The sequence below is a fragment of the Streptomyces sp. WAC05374 genome (assembly GCF_004353505.1).
Classification (GTDB): domain Bacteria; phylum Actinomycetota; class Actinomycetes; order Streptomycetales; family Streptomycetaceae; genus Streptomyces.
The window spans coordinates 60245-76768 of sequence record NZ_SMNQ01000024.1 but is presented as its reverse complement, the minus strand read 5'-3'; the positions used below and the strand labels follow the sequence as shown (position 1 = coordinate 76768).

Below are 16524 nucleotides of genomic sequence, written 5' to 3'. Positions count from 1 at the left end.
CCGACCGCCGCGCCGGACGGTCTTGTACGTTCTTTGCATGGTGGTCCGCGAGGAGGTCTCCGCGTGGCGCCCGGACGTGCCGGGCGTGGTGGAGGTCTTCCACGCCCGCTTCACGGAGCACGCGTACCCGATGCACGTCCACGACTCCTGGACGCTGCTGGTCGTCGACGACGGCGCCGTCCGCTACGACCTGGACCGCCGGGAGCGGGGCACCCCGTCCGGCACGGTGTCCCTGCTGCCGCCGCAGGTGCCGCACAACGGCGCACCGGCCACCGCGCGGGGGTTCCGCAAGCGGGTGCTCTACCTCGACGCGGCCCAGCTCGACGAGAGCTTCGTCGGCCCCGCCGTGGACGGTCCCGACCTGGTCGACCCCGTACTGAGGCGCCGCGTCGGGCAGTTGCACACCGCCCTGGCGCACCGGGGCGACGAACTGGAGGCGGAGAGCCGCCTCGCCCTGATCCGCGAACGCCTCCGCGACCACCTGCGGCCCCGGCTCGCCGTCCGGCCGCCCAGGGCCGACCGGGGCGTGGCGCACCGCCTGAGGGAACTGCTCGACGAACGGCTGCTCCAGGGGCTGACCCTGGAGGAGGCGGCGAAGGTGGTGCACGCCCACCCCGCCCACCTGGTACGGGCGTTCAGCGCCGCCTTCGGCATCGCCCCCCACCAGTACCTGACGGCCCGCCGGGTCGACCGCGCCCGGCGGCTGCTGCTCGACGGGCAGGCCCCCGCCCAGGTGGCGGCCGCGGCCGGCTTCCACGACCAGTCGCACCTCGCCCGCCACTTCAAGCGCGTCGTGGGCAGCACCCCCGGGCGCTACGCCCGCACGGCCGGGGCGCACGGGCGGTGACGCACCAGGGCCGGGGCGCCTGCCCGGTGGCTCACCCCCACCGCACCTCGCCCGTGCCCAGGGCGACCCGCATCCGGACCCGCATGGGCTCCTCGGCCCGCCGTGACAGCACGGCCACCTCCGTCACCCGTGCCATCAGGGGGCCCCAGGCGCCCAGCCGCTCGGCGCACTCGGCGGCGACCTCCCGGGGGTGGCGGGTGCGGCCCAGGCTCAGGTGCGGGGTGAAGCCCTCGCGGTGCCCCCGGCAGGACGGGAAGCGCCGCTCCAGGGCCTGCCGCAGGCCGGCCCACGGACGGGCGCCGGCCGCGGCAGGGTCCAGCCACACGGTGGCGCCGTGCCGGTGGCGGAACGTGCGGACGCCGGCGAGCCGGGCCTCGAAGGGCTCCACCTGGGCGGCCGCCGAGGCCAGCAGGGGGGCGGCGCGGCCGAAGTCCTCCTCGGGCACGAAGCCGAAGAGCAGGTTCACGTGCGGCGGCCAGCGGTGGATCTGCGGGTCGTGGTCCCGGCGGATGGCCTGGACCGCCGGCCAGAGCGCGTCGGGCGGGAGCCAGGCCACCGCCGTGCGGGCCGTGGGCGGCGCGTCCAGGGCGTCCACCCGTCCGGCGCCGGTGGCGTCGAGGCGGTCCACGCCCGTGGTCCGGTCCCAGACCACCTCCCCGTCCGCCTCGAAGAACAGCACCCGGTGCCACGGGATGTCGCCGCCCGGTACGAAGTCGGCCAGCGGCACCCGCCCGGGCGCGCCCTCGCGCAGCCGGACGCCGATCACGAACCGTTCGGGATCGAACCGCGCGTCCCACAGGACCCGGTGGTAGATCTCCTCGCTGGTGCGCACGTCCCCACTGTGGCCCGGTCAGCCGTCCAGCGCGATCGCGTTCTTCGCCCGGGCGACGGACTCCTCCGACGCCGGACCGCCCGGGTTCTCCGTGGCCAGCGCCTGGTTCACGGTGACGAAGGGGCGCATGCGGGACTCGTACGCGGCGAAGGCCGCCGCGTGGTCGCCGGCCGCCGCCGCGAGCGCGTCGGCCAGGACGTACGCGCCCACCAGGGCGAGGCTGGTGCCCTGCCCGGAGAGGGGCGAGGGGCAGTGGCCGGCGTCGCCGATCAGGACCGCACGCCCCCGGGACCAGCGGTCCAGGTGGATCTGGGCCATGGCGTCGCAGTAGAAGTCCGGCGCCTCCAGCGCGGCCTTCGCCAGCCGGTCGCCCTCCCAGCGGAGCCCGGCGAGCCGCTCCACGACCAGCGCCTTCAGGTCGGTGCCCCGCTCCAGCGGCGCCGACTCGAAGCCGAAGGCGACCCGCAGCTCCCGGTTGTCCCGTACGGGCATGATGCCGAACCCCGCGTCCCCGTCCCGCATCCAGACCTGCCAGTCCTCCAGGCCCAGGAAGTTGGCGGCGCCGAAGACCGACAGGTAACTGCCCAGGTGCCGGGTGAAGTGCTCCTCCGGGCCGAAGGCGAGCCTCCGCACCGCCGAGTGCAGCCCGTCGGCGCCGACGACCAGGTCGAAGCGGCGCGCCGGGGCGTGCGCGAACTCCACCACGACCCCGTCGGCGTCCTCGGTCAGCGCGCCGACGCTGTCGCCGAACACGTAGGCGACGTCCTCGCGCGTCCGCTCGTACAGCAGCCGCACCAGGTCCTCGCGCAGCACCTCGATGTCGTCGCCGTCGAGGCGGCCGCTGCTGAGCGCGTACTCGGTGGAGCGGTCGATCTCGGTGCCGTCCGCGTCCAGGACCGACATGCCGCGGACGCGGGTACGGACCTCGCGCGCCTGTCCGAGGACACCGATCCGGTCGAGCACGTCCAGCGCGACGCCCCGGACGTCGATCGCCTGGCCGCCCGCACGGAGGCCCGGGGCGCGCTCGACGACGGTGGGCGCGAAGCCTCTGCGGCAGAGCAGGTGCGCGAGCGCCGCTCCGGCGATCCCGGCACCGGAAATGAGGACGGACTGCATGGCCGAGCTCCCTTCGAGACGGTGTACGCGACTGAATGTACGGCGTACACACACCCTCGCCAAGCCCTTCAGAACCACGCTCTGTACCGCTCTGTACTAGGTCAGCAGGGCTTTCCCCGCCATCGCCGCCGGTAGGCTCTGCCCTAGTACAGGAGCATCCCCGGGCGAGAAAAGACGGAAAAGAATCGAGGCGGCCATGGACGACCAGCCCCCCTACCTCCGCATCGCCGGCCGGATCCGGCAGCGCATCGCCGACGGGGACCTCCGCCCCGGCGACCGCGTCCCCTCCACCCGGCAGATCGCCCGGGAGTGGGGCGTCGCCCTCGCCACCGCCACCAAGGCACTCACCGCCCTGCGCCTCGAAGGCGCCGTCGAGGCCCGCCCCCGCGTCGGCACCGTGGTCGCCGGAACCGGGGCCCCCGCCACGGCACCGGCTCCCCGGCGGCCCGCCGAACCGGAGCTCACCCAGGCCCGGGTCGTACGCGCCGCCATCGAGATCGCCGACGCGGAGGGCCTCGCCGCCCTGTCGATGCGCGGTGTGGCCGCCCGCCTCGGGGTGGCCGCGATGGCCCCGTACCGCCACGTCGGCGGCAAGGACGAGCTCGTCGCGCTCATGGTCGACGCCGCGTACGGCGAGGTCACCCACGCCGGCGTGCCGCCGGAGGGCTGGCGGGCCCGCCTGGAGGCGGGCGCGCGCGGGCTGTGGGAGGTGTGCCGCCGCCACCCGTGGGTCGCCCAGGTGGGGCCGCTCACCCGCCCGCTCGTCCTGCCGAACCTGATGGCGCACGCCGAATGGGCGCTCGCCGCCCTGGAGGGCTGCGGGCTCGACGCGAAGACGCGCTTCGACATCCACCTGCTGGTCTACAGCTACGTGCAGGGCCTCGCCGTCAACCTGGAGCGCGAGGCGCACGCCAGGGCCGCGACCGGGCTCACCGAGGACGAGTGGATGGACGGGCAGGAGGCGGCGATGCGGAAGATCGTCGGCTCGGGGCGCCACCCGGCCCTCGCCCGTACGCTCGCCGGCTTCGAGGACGGCTACGACCTGGACCTCGACGCGCTGTTCGACTTCGGTCTGGAGCCCCTGCTGGACGGGATCGCCCGCTTGATCGAGGGGTGACGCGCATCCGATCGAGGGGTGACGCGTATCTCGCCTTGGCGTGGGGTAATCTCTTCGGCTCGATTGGCGCCGCGTCTGCCCCGTATGGCAGACTGTCGGGGTTGCTCGGTTGAGTGCCGATGCTGCGCGCCTCCCGCCGGGAGGACCGGAAGCGAGTCCCACAGTACTCGTCGCCCCTGATCAGGGGCGGACGTACGGGAATCTTCCGGGAAGTGTCAGCGGGGCGCCGACCAGGCACCCGGTGGGTGTTCCGCCCCCGGTCTCGCGGTCCTCGGGCCCGCACCCCCTTGGTTGGGAAATCCTTCGGGAGATCCGCGTAGAGGGGATGCGACACGCCCGACCGCGTGGGTCGGAGGAGGGGCTGCACAGTCAGGGCCGTCAGGCCCGGCGGGCGCGGCCCACCAGGTTCCAGAGCGTTACGAGAGACAGGACTACTGAGTAGCCATGGCGGGACAGAAGATCCGCATCCGGCTCAAGGCCTACGACCACGAGGTCATCGACTCCTCGGCGAAGAAGATCGTCGAGACGGTGACGCGCACTGGTGCGTCGGTCGCGGGCCCGGTGCCGCTGCCCACTGAGAAGAACGTGTACTGCGTCATCAAGTCGCCGCACAAGTACAAGGACTCGCGCGAGCACTTCGAGATGCGCACGCACAAGCGCCTCATCGACATCCTCGACCCCACGCCGAAGACGGTTGACTCGCTCATGCGCCTCGACCTGCCGGCCGGCGTCGACATCGAGATCAAGCTCTGAGGTGACGCGCGAGATGGCTAAGAACATTAAGGGCGTCCTGGGCGAGAAGCTCGGCATGACCCAGGTCTGGGACGAGAACAACCGGGTTGTCCCGGTGACCGTCGTCAAGGCCGGGCCCTGCGTCGTCACCCAGGTCCGCAGCAACGACACTGACGGCTACGAGTCGGTCCAGATCGCCTTCGGCGAGATCGACCCGCGCAAGGTGAACAAGCCCCTCAAGGGTCACTTCGCCAAGGCCGACGTCACCCCGCGCCGCCACCTGGTGGAGATCCGCACCGCTGACGCCTCCGAGTACACCCTCGGCCAGGAGATCACCGCTGAGGTCTTCGAGGCGGGCGTCAAGGTCGACGTCACCGGCAAGAGCAAGGGCAAGGGCTTCGCCGGTGTCATGAAGCGCCACAACTTCCGTGGCCTGGGCGCCGGACACGGTACCCAGCGCAAGCACCGCTCGCCCGGTTCCATCGGTGGCTGCGCCACCCCGGGCCGTGTGTTCAAGGGCCTCCGCATGGCGGGCCGCATGGGCAACGAGCGGGTCACCACCCAGAACCTGACCGTCCACGCCGTTGACGCGGAGAAGGGTCTGCTCCTGATCAAGGGTGCGGTTCCTGGTCCGAACGGCGGCCTCGTCCTGGTCCGTACCGCGGCCAAGGGGGCCTGAGGTAACCGATGAGCACCATTGACATCCTTTCGCCGGCAGGCGACAAGGCCGGGACCGTCGAGCTCCCCGCGGAGATCTTCGACGCGAAGACCAGCGTTCCGCTGATCCACCAGGTCGTCGTCGCCCAGCTCGCCGCTGCCCGTCAGGGCACGCACAAGACCAAGACCCGTGGCGAAGTCCGCGGTGGCGGCAAGAAGCCGTACCGCCAGAAGGGCACCGGCCGCGCCCGTCAGGGTTCGACCCGTGCGCCGCAGTTCGCCGGCGGTGGCGTCGTCCACGGCCCCGTGCCGCGTGACTACTCGCAGCGCACCCCGAAGAAGATGAAGGCCGCCGCCCTGCGCGGTGCCCTCTCGGACCGGGCGCGTCACTCCCGCATCCACGTCGTCTCCGGCGTGGTCGAGGGCGCGGTGTCCACCAAGGCCGCCAAGACGCTGTTCGGCAAGATCTCGGAGCGCAAGAACCTGCTCCTGGTCGCCGAGCGCTCCGACGAGGCCGCGTGGCTGTCCGCCCGCAACCTGCCCCAGGTGCACATCCTGGAGCCGGGCCAGCTCAACACGTACGACGTGCTCGTCTCCGACGACGTGGTCTTCACCAAGGCCGCCTTCGAGTCCTTCGTGTCTGGCCCCAAGGCCGCTGACAACGAGGGGAGCGAGGCCTGATGGCCGAGATCACCAGCAAGACCTTCTCCGACCCGCGTGACGTTCTCGTCAAGCCGGTTGTCTCCGAGAAGAGCTACGCGCTGCTCGACGAGAACAAGTACACGTTCATCGTGGCCCCCACCGCGAACAAGACCCAGATCAAGCAGGCCGTCGAGGCGGTCTTCTCGGTCAAGGTCACGTCGGTGAACACGATCAACCGTCAGGGCAAGCGCAAGCGCACCCGCACCGGTTTCGGTAAGCGCGCGAACACCAAGCGCGCCATCGTGACCCTTGCTGAGGGCAACCGTATCGACATCTTCGGCGGTCCGACCGCCTAACGGCGGTCTGGATCGTCCGAATATCGGACGAGGACTGAGAAATGGGTATCCGCAAGTACAAGCCGACGACTCCGGGCCGTCGTGGCTCCAGCGTCGCCGACTTTGTCGAGATCACGCGGTCCACGCCGGAGAAGTCGCTGGTCCGCCCCCTGCACAGCAAGGGCGGCCGTAACAACACCGGTCGTGTGACCGTCCGTCACCAGGGCGGTGGCCACAAGCGCGCCTACCGCGTGATCGACTTCCGTCGTCACGACAAGGACGGCGTGCCGGCCAAGGTCGCTCACATCGAGTACGACCCCAACCGCACCGCGCGCATCGCGCTCCTCCACTACGTGGACGGCGAGAAGCGCTACATCATCGCCCCGCGTGGCCTGAACCAGGGCGACCGGGTCGAGAACGGCCCCGGCGCCGACATCAAGCCCGGCAACAACCTGGCGCTGCGCAACATCCCGGTCGGTACCACGATCCACGCGATCGAGCTCCGTCCCGGCGGTGGCGCCAAGTTCGCCCGCTCCGCGGGTGCCTCCGTGCAGCTGCTCGCGAAGGAGGGCCAGATGGCCCACCTGCGCATGCCGTCCGGTGAGATCCGCCTGGTCGACGTCCGCTGCCGCGCCACCATCGGCGAGGTCGGCAACGCCGAGCAGTCGAACATCAACTGGGGCAAGGCCGGCCGCAAGCGCTGGCTGGGCGTTCGCCCGACCGTTCGTGGTGTCGCCATGAACCCGGTTGACCACCCGCACGGTGGTGGTGAGGGCAAGACCTCCGGTGGTCGCCACCCGGTCTCCCCCTGGGGTCAGAAGGAGGGTCGTACTCGTTCTCCCAAGAAGGCGAGCAACAAGTACATCGTCCGCCGCCGCAAGACGAACAAGAAGCGCTAGGAGCGGGTTTAGATGCCGCGCAGTCTCAAGAAGGGGCCCTTCGTCGACGACCACCTGAGCAAGAAGGTGGACGCCCAGAACGAAGCAGGCACCAAGAACGTCATCAAGACCTGGTCCCGTCGCTCGATGATCGTCCCGGCCATGCTCGGCCACACGATCGCGGTGCACAACGGCAAGACCCACATCCCGGTGTTCGTCACCGAGTCGATGGTCGGCCACAAGCTCGGCGAGTTCTCGCCGACGCGCACCTTCCGGGGTCACGTCAAGGAAGACCGGAAGTCGAAGCGCCGCTAGTAGCGGGGTGAAAGACCATGACGAACGTGTCAGACACTGAAGGGACAACCATGGAAGCCAGGGCCCAGGCGCGGTACATCCGCGTCACGCCCATGAAGGCCCGCCGCGTGGTGGACCTCATCCGTGGCATGGACGCCACGGAGGCTCAGGCGGTCCTGCGTTTCGCCCCGCAGGCCGCGAGCGTGCCGGTGGGCAAGGTGCTGGACAGCGCCATTGCCAACGCCGCGCACAACTACGACCACACGGACGCCTCTTCGCTGTACATCAGCGAGGCGTACGTCGACGAGGGCCCGACCCTGAAGCGGTTCCGTCCGCGTGCCCAGGGCCGTGCCTACCGGATCCGCAAGCGGACCAGCCACATCACCGTGGTCGTCAGCAGCAAGGAAGGAACCCGGTAATGGGCCAGAAGGTAAACCCGCACGGGTTCCGGCTCGGCATCACCACCGACTTCAAGTCGCGCTGGTACGCCGACAAGCTGTACAAGGACTACGTCAAGGAAGACGTCGCCATCCGTCGGATGATGACGTCCGGCATGGAGCGCGCCGGCATCTCGAAGGTGGAGATCGAGCGCACCCGTGACCGTGTCCGCGTGGACATCCACACCGCGCGTCCGGGCATCGTCATCGGCCGCCGTGGCGCCGAGGCCGACCGCATCCGCGGTGACCTCGAGAAGCTCACGGGCAAGCAGGTCCAGCTCAACATCCTCGAGGTCAAGAACCCCGAGGTCGACGCTCAGCTCGTGGCCCAGGCCGTGGCCGAGCAGCTTTCCTCTCGCGTCTCCTTCCGCCGCGCCATGCGCAAGAGCATGCAGTCGGCCATGAAGGCGGGCGCCAAGGGCATCAAGATCCAGTGTGGTGGCCGTCTCGGCGGCGCCGAGATGTCCCGCTCGGAGTTCTACCGCGAGGGCCGTGTGCCGCTGCACACGCTCCGCGCGAACGTCGAGTACGGCTTCTTCGAGGCCAAGACCACCTTCGGCCGCATCGGCGTGAAGGTCTGGATCTACAAGGGCGACGTCAAGAACATCGCCGAGGTCCGCGCCGAGAACGCCGCTGCCCGCGCCGGCAACCGCCCGGCCCGTGGTGGCGCTGACCGCCCGGCCCGTGGTGGCCGTGGTGGCGAGCGTGGCGGTCGCGGTCGCAAGCCGCAGCAGAACGCCGCTGCCGAGGCCCCCAAGGCCGAGGCCGCTGCCGCTGCTCCGGCTGAGAGCACCGGAACGGAGGCCTGACCGACATGCTGATCCCCCGTAGGGTCAAGCACCGCAAGCAGCACCACCCGAAGCGCAACGGCATGGCCAAGGGTGGCACGCAGGTTGCGTTCGGCGAGTACGGCATTCAGGCCCTCACTCCGGCCTACGTGACCAACCGCCAGATCGAGGCCGCGCGTATCGCGATGACCCGCCACATCAAGCGTGGCGGCAAGGTCTGGATCAACATCTACCCGGACCGTCCGCTGACGAAGAAGCCTGCCGAGACCCGCATGGGTTCCGGTAAGGGTTCTCCGGAGTGGTGGATCGCGAACGTCAAGCCCGGTCGGGTGATGTTCGAGCTGTCCTACCCGAACGAGAAGATCGCGCGTGAGGCTCTGACTCGTGCCGCCCACAAGCTGCCGATGAAGTGCAAGATCGTTAAGCGCGAGGCAGGTGAGCTGTGATGTCGGCCGGTACCAAGGCGTCCGAGCTGCGCGAGCTGGGCAACGAGGAGCTTGTCGCCAAGCTCCGCGAGGCCAAGGAAGAGCTGTTCAACCTCCGCTTCCAGGCGGCGACCGGGCAGCTCGAGAACCACGGTCGGCTCAAGTCCGTCCGTAAGGACATCGCCCGGATCTACACCCTGATGCGCGAGCGCGAGCTGGGCATCGAGACGGTGGAGAGCGCCTGATGAGCGAGAGCAACGTGACTGAGAACAAGGAAGCGCGCGGTTTCCGCAAGACCCGTGAGGGTCTGGTCGTCAGCGACAAGATGGACAAGACCGTCGTCGTCGCCGTCGAGGACCGTGTCAAGCACGCGCTGTACGGCAAGGTCATCCGCCGTACGAACAAGCTCAAGGCGCACGACGAGCAGAACGCCGCGGGTGTCGGCGACCGCGTCCTCCTCATGGAGACCCGGCCGCTGTCCGCGACCAAGCGCTGGCGCGTCGTCGAGATCCTCGAGAAGGCCAAGTAATCACTTGAAGGGGTAACCCTTCAGGTTCGTTCCGCCAGGCTCGGCGTCCCGTGGGTTCGCCCACGGGCGCCGGGAACCGGCAGACAATCAGGAGATAGACGTGATCCAGCAGGAGTCGCGACTGCGTGTCGCCGACAACACTGGTGCGAAGGAAATCCTTTGCATCCGTGTGCTCGGTGGCTCCGGTCGCCGCTACGCGGGCATCGGTGACGTCATCGTCGCCACCGTCAAGGACGCGATCCCCGGTGGCAACGTGAAGAAGGGTGACGTCGTCAAGGCGGTCATCGTTCGCACCGTCAAGGAGCGCCGCCGCCAGGACGGCTCGTACATCCGCTTCGACGAGAACGCCGCCGTCATTCTGAAGAACGACGGCGACCCTCGCGGCACCCGTATCTTCGGCCCCGTCGGCCGTGAGCTGCGCGAGAAGAAGTTCATGAAGATCATCTCGCTCGCGCCGGAGGTGCTGTAAGCATGAAGATCAAGAAGGGCGACCTGGTTCAGGTCATCACCGGCAAGGACAAGGGCAAGCAGGGCAAGGTCATCGCGGCCTTCCCCCGCGAGGACCGCGTCCTGGTCGAGGGTGTCAACCGGGTCAAGAAGCACACCAAGGCCGGTCAGACCGCTCGCGGTTCGCAGACCGGTGGCATCGTCACCACCGAGGCCCCGATCCACGTGAGCAACGTTCAGCTCGTCGTGGAGAAGGACGGCAAGAAGGTCGTGACCCGCGTCGGTTACCGCTTCGACGACGAGGGCAACAAGATCCGCGTTGCCAAGCGGACGGGTGAGGACATCTGATGGCTACCACCACCACTCCGCGTCTCAAGACGAAGTACCGCGAGGAGATCGCGGGCAAGCTGCGTGAGGAGTTCTCGTACGAGAACGTCATGCAGGTTCCCGGCCTCGTGAAGATCGTGGTCAACATGGGTGTGGGCGACGCCGCCCGCGACTCCAAGCTGATCGAGGGTGCCATCAAGGACCTCACCACGATCACCGGTCAGAAGCCGGCCGTCACCAAGGCCCGCAAGTCCATCGCGCAGTTCAAGCTGCGTGAGGGCCAGCCGATCGGTGCCCACGTCACGCTCCGTGGCGACCGCATGTGGGAGTTCCTGGACCGCACCCTGTCGCTGGCGCTCCCGCGCATCCGCGACTTCCGCGGCCTGTCCCCCAAGCAGTTCGACGGCCGTGGCAACTACACCTTCGGTCTCACGGAGCAGGTCATGTTCCACGAGATCGACCAGGACAAGATCGACCGTGTCCGGGGTATGGACATCACCGTGGTGACCACGGCGACCAACGACGAAGAGGGCCGTGCGCTCCTCCGTCACCTCGGCTTCCCGTTCAAGGAGGCGTAAGCGAGATGGCGAAGAAGGCTCTCATCGCGAAGGCTGCCCGCAAGCCCAAGTTCGGCGTGCGCGCGTACACCCGCTGCCAGCGCTGCGGTCGTCCGCACTCCGTCTACCGCAAGTTCGGCCTGTGCCGCGTGTGCCTCCGTGAGATGGCTCACCGTGGCGAGCTGCCGGGCGTGACCAAGAGCTCCTGGTAATCCCGTACTTGGGATGACCGGAGTCTCTCGGTAAGCATCTGGTCGGCAGGAGCCCTTCTCCACATGTCGTAGGCTTGTGGGGTTGGGCGCCTGCCGCCCGTACGACTTACTACGCCGTAGGTCCCCGCACCGCACCCGTCCCGCCCATGAGCGGGGAGAGGGATGGCGCATACAGGAAACCCCGGCGAGAGAGGCCGAAGGCCAATTCATGACCATGACTGATCCGATCGCAGACATGCTTACGCGTCTGCGGAACGCGAACTCGGCGTACCACGACACCGTGACGATGCCGCACAGCAAGATCAAGTCTCACATCGCGGAAATCCTCCAGCAGGAGGGCTTCATCACGGGCTGGCGTGTCGAGGACGCCGAGGTTGGCAAGAACCTCGTCCTCGAGCTGAAGTTCGGTCCGAACCGTGAGCGCTCCATCGCGGGCATCAAGCGGATCTCGAAGCCCGGTCTGCGGGTTTACGCGAAGTCCACCAACCTGCCGAAGGTCCTCGGCGGTCTGGGCGTGGCGATCATCTCCACGTCCCACGGCCTCCTGACCGGCCAGCAGGCGCAGAAGAAGGGCGTGGGTGGGGAAGTCCTCGCCTACGTCTGGTAGTCGGGAACGGAGGAAAAGCCAATGTCGCGTATCGGCAAGCTCCCCATCACGGTTCCCGCCGGCGTGGACGTCACCATCGAGGGCCGCACGGTCACGGTGAAGGGTTCCAAGGGCACCCTGAGCCACACCGTCGCCGCGCCGATCGAGATCGTCAAGGGCGAGGACGGCGTTCTGAACGTCACCCGCCCGAACGACGAGCGTCAGAACAAGGCCCTGCACGGCCTGTCCCGCACGCTGGTGGCCAACATGATCACCGGTGTGACCCAGGGGTACACGAAGGCGCTCGAGATCAGCGGTGTCGGTTACCGCGTGGCCGCGAAGGGCTCCAGCCTGGAGTTCCAGCTCGGCTACAGCCACCCGATCCTGGTGGAGGCCCCTGAGGGCATCTCCTTCAAGGTCGAGTCGCCGACCAAGTTCTCGGTCGAGGGCATCGACAAGCAGAAGGTCGGCGAGGTCGCCGCGAACATCCGCAAGCTTCGCAAGCCCGACCCGTACAAGGCCAAGGGCGTGAAGTACGCGGGTGAGGTCATCCGCCGCAAGGTCGGAAAGGCTGGTAAGTAAGCCATGGCATACGGCGTGAAGATTGCCAAGGGCAAGGCCTACAAGGGCGCTGCTCTGAAGCGTCGCCACATCCGCATCCGCAAGAAGATCGCGGGTACGGCGGAGCGTCCGCGCCTCGTCGTGACCCGGTCCAACCGCGGCATCACCGCTCAGGTCATCGACGACCTCAAGGGTCACACCCTGGCGTCGGCGTCCACCCTGGACGCGTCCATCCGCGGCGGCGAAGGCGACAAGTCGGCGAAGGCGAAGCAGGTCGGCCAGCTCGTGGCCGAGCGTGCCAAGGCCGCCGGCGTCGAGGCTGTCGTGTTCGACCGTGGCGGCAACCAGTACGCCGGGCGCATTGCCGCCCTGGCGGACGCCGCCCGTGAAGCCGGCCTGAAGTTCTGAGCCGGTTCCGCAAGGAAGACTAGGAAGGGAAAGTCCAATGGCTGGACCCCAGCGCCGCGGAAGCGGTGCCGGTGGCGGCGAGCGGCGGGACCGGAAGGGCCGTGACGGCGGCGCTGCTGCCGCCGAGAAGACCGCGTACGTTGAGCGCGTTGTCGCGATCAACCGCGTCGCCAAGGTTGTGAAGGGTGGTCGTCGCTTCAGCTTCACCGCGCTGGTCGTGGTGGGCGACGGTGACGGCACCGTGGGTGTCGGTTACGGCAAGGCCAAGGAGGTGCCGGCCGCCATCGCCAAGGGTGTGGAGGAGGCCAAGAAGCACTTCTTCAAGGTTCCCCGTATCCAGGGCACCATCCCGCACCCGATCCAGGGTGAGAAGGCCGCGGGCGTCGTCCTGCTCAAGCCGGCTTCCCCCGGTACCGGTGTTATCGCCGGTGGCCCGGTGCGTGCCGTGCTCGAGTGCGCCGGCGTTCACGACATCCTGTCGAAGTCGCTCGGCTCCGACAACGCGATCAACATCGTGCACGCGACCGTGGAGGCCCTCAAGGGCCTGCAGCGTCCCGAGGAGATCGCGGCTCGCCGTGGTCTGCCCCTCGAGGACGTCGCCCCCGCGGCTCTTCTCCGTGCGCGTGCGGGGGCGGGTGCGTAATGGCTCGCCTCAAGGTCACGCAGACGAAGTCGTACATCGGCAGCAAGCAGAACCACCGCGACACTCTGCGTTCCCTGGGCCTCAAGCGCCTGGGTGACGTGGTCGTCAAGGAGGACCGCCCCGAGTTCCGCGGCATGGTGCACACCGTCCGCCACCTCGTGACGGTCGAGGAGGTCGACTGACATGGCGGAGCAGAACCCGCTGAAGGTCCACAACCTCCGTCCCGCCCCGGGCGCCAAGACCGCCAAGACCCGTGTGGGTCGTGGTGAGGCGTCGAAGGGTAAGACGGCCGGTCGTGGTACCAAGGGCACCAAGGCCCGTTACCAGGTTCCGGAGCGCTTCGAGGGTGGGCAGATGCCCCTCCACATGCGCCTCCCGAAGCTGAAGGGCTTCAAGAACCCGTTCCGCACCGAGTACCAGGTCGTGAACCTGGACAAGCTCGCGGCCCTGTACCCGCAGGGTGGCGAGGTCACCGTTGCCGACCTGGTCGACAAGGGTGCCGTGCGCAAGAACAGCCTCGTCAAGGTCCTGGGCCAGGGCGAGATCTCCGTGGCGCTGCAGGTGACGGTCGACGCCGTCTCCGGCTCCGCCAAGGAGAAGATCACCGCCGCGGGCGGCACCGTCACCGAGCTCGTCTGAGCCTCGTCCTGACGGACCCGTCGCACACCGACGGCAAAGAGCCTGGCCGGCGCCCCTCGTGGGCGTCGGCCAGGCTCTTTTCATGGCGGTACCGGGGAGGCGGCTCCACGCCGGTTCACGCCTGTTCACATCGACTTTCGGACATCTTCACCGTGGCCGGCCCCCGTCGGGCGCCAAACGTGTCGCTCGGCCGTTGTCCTGGTGGGGGACCGTGGCGACCGGGCGCCCGGGGATGATTCGGGTTACCCGCAGTTGACGTGCCTGAGTGACGTTTCACGCGGGCGTGGCAGCCGGGTATGGTAGCCGCTGTTAGTGTCCCGGCAGTCTGCCCCCGTGGCGTAAGGCTGCCGTGTTTGTATCTACTCACTTACCAAACCGTCACCCTCACGCGCGTAACGCGGGGGTCGCAGGAGGCACCGTGCTCACCGCGTTCGCCCGGGCGTTCAAGACGCCCGACCTGCGCAAGAAGCTGCTCTTCACGCTGGGCATCATCGTGATCTACCGGCTCGGGGCCCACATCCCGGTCCCCGGTGTCGACTACCAGTCCGTCCAGCAGTGCGTGGACGAGGCCAGCAAGGGCGGCAACAGCCTGCTCGGCCTGGTGAACCTGTTCAGCGGCGGGGCGCTTCTGCAGATCACCATCTTCGCGCTCGGCATCATGCCGTACATCACGGCGAGCATCATCCTGCAACTGCTGACCGTGGTCATCCCGCGCCTCGAGGCCCTCAAGAAGGAGGGTCAGGCCGGTACCGCCAAGATCACGCAGTACACCCGTTACCTGACGATCGCCCTCGCGATCCTCCAGGGCACCGGCCTGGTGGCGACGGCCCGCACCGGCGCCCTCTTCAGCGGCTGCACGGTGGCCGGCCAGGTCGTCCCGGACCGGTCGATCTTCGTCACCATCCTGATGGTCGTCACCATGACCGCGGGCACCGCCGTCGTGATGTGGCTCGGTGAGCTCGTCACCGACCGCGGCATCGGCAACGGCATGTCGATCCTGATGTTCATCTCGATCGCCGCCGGCTTCCCCGGCGCCCTGTGGGCCATCAAGGTGAGCGGCAAGCTCGCTCAGGGCTGGATCGAGTTCGGCACCGTCATCCTCATCGGCTTCGTGATGGTCGCCCTGGTGGTCTTCGTCGAGCAGGCCCAGCGCCGCATCCCGGTCCAGTACGCGAAGCGCATGATCGGCCGCAGGTCGTACGGCGGTACGTCCACTTACATCCCGCTCAAGGTGAACCAGGCAGGTGTGATTCCTGTCATCTTCGCCTCGTCGCTGCTCTACATCCCGGCCCTGATCGCCCAGTTCTCGAACTCCACCTCCGGGTGGAAGACCTGGATCGAAGCCCACTTCGTGAAGGGTGACCACCCCTACTACATCACCGTCTACTTCCTGTTGATCGTGTTCTTCGCCTTCTTCTACGTGGCGATCTCGTTCAACCCCGAGGAAGTCGCGGACAACATGAAGAAGTATGGTGGCTTCATCCCGGGTATCCGGGCTGGTCGACCTACTGCCGAGTACCTGAGCTACGTGCTCAACCGGATCACCTGGCCGGGCTCGCTGTATCTGGGTCTGATCGCTCTTGTGCCGACGATGGCGTTGGCAGGCTTCGGTGGCGCCAATGCCAACTTCCCGTTCGGCGGGACGAGCATCCTCATCATCGTGGGTGTGGGGCTGGAGACCGTGAAGCAGATCGAGAGCCAGCTCCAGCAGCGCAATTACGAAGGGTTCCTCCGCTGATGCGAATCGTCCTCGTCGGACCGCCCGGTGCCGGCAAGGGAACGCAGGCCGCGTTCCTCGCCAAGAACCTGTCGATTCCGCACATCTCCACGGGCGACCTGTTCCGCGCCAACATCAGTCAGGGCACGGAGCTGGGCAAGCAGGCCAAGGCGTACATGGACGCCGGCAACCTCGTACCCGACGAGGTCACCATCGGGATGGCCAAGGACCGCATGGAGCAGCCGGACGCCGTGAACGGCTTCCTGCTGGACGGCTTCCCGCGCAACGTGGCCCAGGCCGAGGCGCTCGACACCATGCTGGACGCCGAGGGCATGAAGCTGGACGCCGTCCTCGACCTGGAGGTCGAGGAGGACGAGGTCGTCAAGCGGATCGCGGGGCGCCGCATCTGCCGCAACGACAGCGCGCACGTCTTCCACGTGTCGTACGCGCCGCCGAAGGCCGAGGGCGTCTGCGACGTCTGCGGTGGTGAGCTGTACCAGCGCGACGACGACTCCGAGGGGACCGTCCGCAAGCGGCTGGAGGTCTACCACACCCAGACCGAGCCGATCATCGACTACTACCGGGCCCAGGGCCTGGTGGTCACCATCACCGCGCTCGGCAAGGTGGACGAGGTGACCGAGCGGGCGATGGAGGCCCTCAAGGGCCGCGGCGAGCAGGCCGCGTAACCTCCGCGACCGCCGGATTCTCGAGCTTCGGCCGCGGTGCCCCGGGTGGGCACCGCGGCCGAAGCCGTTCCCGGCGGCCGTCCGGGACGTGACGGGGTCACGACGGCCGTAT

The 16524-nt window shown here is 68.5% G+C and carries 27 protein-coding genes; 25 read left to right on the top strand and 2 right to left on the bottom strand.

Translation table 11 applies throughout. The annotated features are described in order from the left end of the window. Positions 1 to 37: 37 nt before the first annotated feature. Positions 38 to 847 carry an AraC family transcriptional regulator gene (locus tag E2B92_RS29995; protein ID WP_126886724.1) on the top strand — a complete coding sequence of 270 codons (810 nt, stop codon included), beginning with the start codon at positions 38 to 40 and terminating at the stop codon, positions 845 to 847. Between the two features lie 31 nt (positions 848 to 878). Here E2B92_RS29995 and E2B92_RS29990 read toward each other — a convergent pair whose 3' ends face one another. Continuing rightward, a complete protein-coding gene (locus E2B92_RS29990) occupies positions 879 to 1679 on the bottom strand; it encodes an RNA repair domain-containing protein (protein WP_126886725.1) in 801 nt (266 codons plus the stop codon). An 18-nt stretch (positions 1680 to 1697) separates the two neighbouring features. Continuing rightward, positions 1698 to 2795 carry an FAD-dependent monooxygenase gene (locus tag E2B92_RS29985; RefSeq protein ID WP_126886726.1) on the bottom strand — a complete coding sequence of 366 codons (1098 nt, stop codon included), beginning with the start codon at positions 2793 to 2795 and terminating at the stop codon, positions 1698 to 1700. A gap of 196 nt (positions 2796 to 2991) precedes the next feature. On the opposite strand from E2B92_RS29985, the gene E2B92_RS29980 reads away from it, so the two are divergent. The 24 genes from E2B92_RS29980 to E2B92_RS29860 all read left to right on the top strand — a co-directional run bounded on the left by E2B92_RS29980 (position 2992) and on the right by E2B92_RS29860 (position 16412). Next, positions 2992 to 3912: a TetR/AcrR family transcriptional regulator C-terminal domain-containing protein gene (locus tag E2B92_RS29980; RefSeq protein WP_126886727.1), complete on the top strand. Its 921-nt coding sequence runs from the start codon at positions 2992 to 2994 to the stop codon at positions 3910 to 3912. A gap of 444 nt (positions 3913 to 4356) precedes the next feature. Continuing rightward, positions 4357 to 4665 carry a 30S ribosomal protein S10 gene (gene rpsJ / locus E2B92_RS29975; RefSeq protein ID WP_003948644.1) on the top strand — a complete coding sequence of 103 codons (309 nt, stop codon included), beginning with the start codon at positions 4357 to 4359 and terminating at the stop codon, positions 4663 to 4665. A gap of 13 nt (positions 4666 to 4678) precedes the next feature. Beyond that, the gene (gene rplC / locus E2B92_RS29970) at positions 4679 to 5323 is read left to right on the top strand and encodes a 50S ribosomal protein L3 (RefSeq protein ID WP_064070111.1); all 645 of its coding nucleotides are present in this window, start codon (positions 4679 to 4681) and stop codon (positions 5321 to 5323) included. Between the two features lie 8 nt (positions 5324 to 5331). Further along, positions 5332 to 5982, top strand: coding sequence for a 50S ribosomal protein L4 (rplD, locus tag E2B92_RS29965; protein WP_031076661.1), 651 nt, complete (start codon positions 5332 to 5334; stop codon positions 5980 to 5982). After that, entirely contained in the window at positions 5982 to 6299 is a 318-nt protein-coding gene (rplW, locus tag E2B92_RS29960) for a 50S ribosomal protein L23 (RefSeq protein ID WP_064069950.1), read from the top strand. Before rplD ends, rplW begins: the two co-directional genes overlap by 1 nt. A 41-nt stretch (positions 6300 to 6340) precedes the next feature. Beyond that, positions 6341 to 7177 carry a 50S ribosomal protein L2 gene (rplB, locus tag E2B92_RS29955; RefSeq protein ID WP_018847502.1) on the top strand — a complete coding sequence of 279 codons (837 nt, stop codon included), beginning with the start codon at positions 6341 to 6343 and terminating at the stop codon, positions 7175 to 7177. 12 nt (positions 7178 to 7189) lie between these two features. Then, the gene (rpsS, locus tag E2B92_RS29950) at positions 7190 to 7471 is read left to right on the top strand and encodes a 30S ribosomal protein S19 (protein WP_126886728.1); all 282 of its coding nucleotides are present in this window, start codon (positions 7190 to 7192) and stop codon (positions 7469 to 7471) included. A gap of 50 nt (positions 7472 to 7521) precedes the next feature. After that, a complete protein-coding gene (gene rplV, locus E2B92_RS29945) occupies positions 7522 to 7869 on the top strand; it encodes a 50S ribosomal protein L22 (protein WP_030685471.1) in 348 nt (115 codons plus the stop codon). Continuing rightward, on the top strand, positions 7869 to 8696 hold the full coding sequence (rpsC, locus tag E2B92_RS29940; protein ID WP_023587025.1) for a 30S ribosomal protein S3: 828 nt from the start codon (positions 7869 to 7871) through the stop codon (positions 8694 to 8696). The genes rplV and rpsC overlap by 1 nt, the downstream gene beginning before the upstream one ends. Before the next feature lie 5 nt (positions 8697 to 8701). Continuing rightward, entirely contained in the window at positions 8702 to 9121 is a 420-nt protein-coding gene (rplP, locus tag E2B92_RS29935) for a 50S ribosomal protein L16 (RefSeq protein ID WP_126886729.1), read from the top strand. Then, positions 9121 to 9345: a 50S ribosomal protein L29 gene (gene rpmC / locus E2B92_RS29930; RefSeq protein WP_031076670.1), complete on the top strand. Its 225-nt coding sequence runs from the start codon at positions 9121 to 9123 to the stop codon at positions 9343 to 9345. Before rplP ends, rpmC begins: the two co-directional genes overlap by 1 nt. After that, positions 9345 to 9629 (top strand): 30S ribosomal protein S17, encoded by a 285-nt coding sequence (gene rpsQ / locus E2B92_RS29925; protein ID WP_039656223.1) that lies wholly within the window; start codon positions 9345 to 9347, stop codon positions 9627 to 9629. The genes rpmC and rpsQ overlap by 1 nt, the downstream gene beginning before the upstream one ends. A 100-nt stretch (positions 9630 to 9729) precedes the next feature. After that, positions 9730 to 10098 carry a 50S ribosomal protein L14 gene (gene rplN / locus E2B92_RS29920; protein WP_003956455.1) on the top strand — a complete coding sequence of 123 codons (369 nt, stop codon included), beginning with the start codon at positions 9730 to 9732 and terminating at the stop codon, positions 10096 to 10098. Positions 10099 to 10100: 2 nt separating this feature from the next. Then, positions 10101 to 10424, top strand: a complete 324-nt coding sequence (gene rplX, locus E2B92_RS29915) for a 50S ribosomal protein L24 (RefSeq protein ID WP_073753485.1) — start codon at positions 10101 to 10103, stop codon at positions 10422 to 10424. Then, complete coding sequence (gene rplE, locus E2B92_RS29910) at positions 10424 to 10981, top strand: 50S ribosomal protein L5 (RefSeq protein ID WP_073753487.1); 558 nt, start codon at positions 10424 to 10426, stop codon at positions 10979 to 10981. Before rplX ends, rplE begins: the two co-directional genes overlap by 1 nt. A 5-nt stretch (positions 10982 to 10986) precedes the next feature. After that, positions 10987 to 11172: a type Z 30S ribosomal protein S14 gene (locus E2B92_RS29905; protein ID WP_003956452.1), complete on the top strand. Its 186-nt coding sequence runs from the start codon at positions 10987 to 10989 to the stop codon at positions 11170 to 11172. A gap of 208 nt (positions 11173 to 11380) precedes the next feature. After that, the gene (gene rpsH, locus E2B92_RS29895; RefSeq protein ID WP_073753488.1) at positions 11381 to 11779 is read left to right on the top strand and encodes a 30S ribosomal protein S8; all 399 of its coding nucleotides are present in this window, start codon (positions 11381 to 11383) and stop codon (positions 11777 to 11779) included. 21 nt (positions 11780 to 11800) lie between these two features. Further along, positions 11801 to 12340 (top strand): 50S ribosomal protein L6, encoded by a 540-nt coding sequence (gene rplF, locus E2B92_RS29890; RefSeq protein ID WP_126886730.1) that lies wholly within the window; start codon positions 11801 to 11803, stop codon positions 12338 to 12340. Positions 12341 to 12343: 3 nt separating this feature from the next. Continuing rightward, positions 12344 to 12727, top strand: a complete 384-nt coding sequence (rplR, locus tag E2B92_RS29885; RefSeq protein ID WP_126886731.1) for a 50S ribosomal protein L18 — start codon at positions 12344 to 12346, stop codon at positions 12725 to 12727. 37 nt (positions 12728 to 12764) lie between these two features. Beyond that, entirely contained in the window at positions 12765 to 13370 is a 606-nt protein-coding gene (rpsE, locus tag E2B92_RS29880) for a 30S ribosomal protein S5 (RefSeq protein ID WP_030201551.1), read from the top strand. Further along, complete coding sequence (gene rpmD, locus E2B92_RS29875) at positions 13370 to 13552, top strand: 50S ribosomal protein L30 (protein ID WP_041130781.1); 183 nt, start codon at positions 13370 to 13372, stop codon at positions 13550 to 13552. Before rpsE ends, rpmD begins: the two co-directional genes overlap by 1 nt. A gap of 1 nt (position 13553) precedes the next feature. Beyond that, positions 13554 to 14009 carry a 50S ribosomal protein L15 gene (rplO, locus tag E2B92_RS29870; protein ID WP_126886732.1) on the top strand — a complete coding sequence of 152 codons (456 nt, stop codon included), beginning with the start codon at positions 13554 to 13556 and terminating at the stop codon, positions 14007 to 14009. A 418-nt stretch (positions 14010 to 14427) separates the two neighbouring features. Beyond that, a complete protein-coding gene (gene secY, locus E2B92_RS29865; RefSeq protein WP_126886733.1) occupies positions 14428 to 15747 on the top strand; it encodes a preprotein translocase subunit SecY in 1320 nt (439 codons plus the stop codon). Next, positions 15747 to 16412 carry an adenylate kinase gene (locus tag E2B92_RS29860; protein ID WP_126886734.1) on the top strand — a complete coding sequence of 222 codons (666 nt, stop codon included), beginning with the start codon at positions 15747 to 15749 and terminating at the stop codon, positions 16410 to 16412. Before secY ends, E2B92_RS29860 begins: the two co-directional genes overlap by 1 nt. Positions 16413 to 16524: the final 112 nt, after the last annotated feature.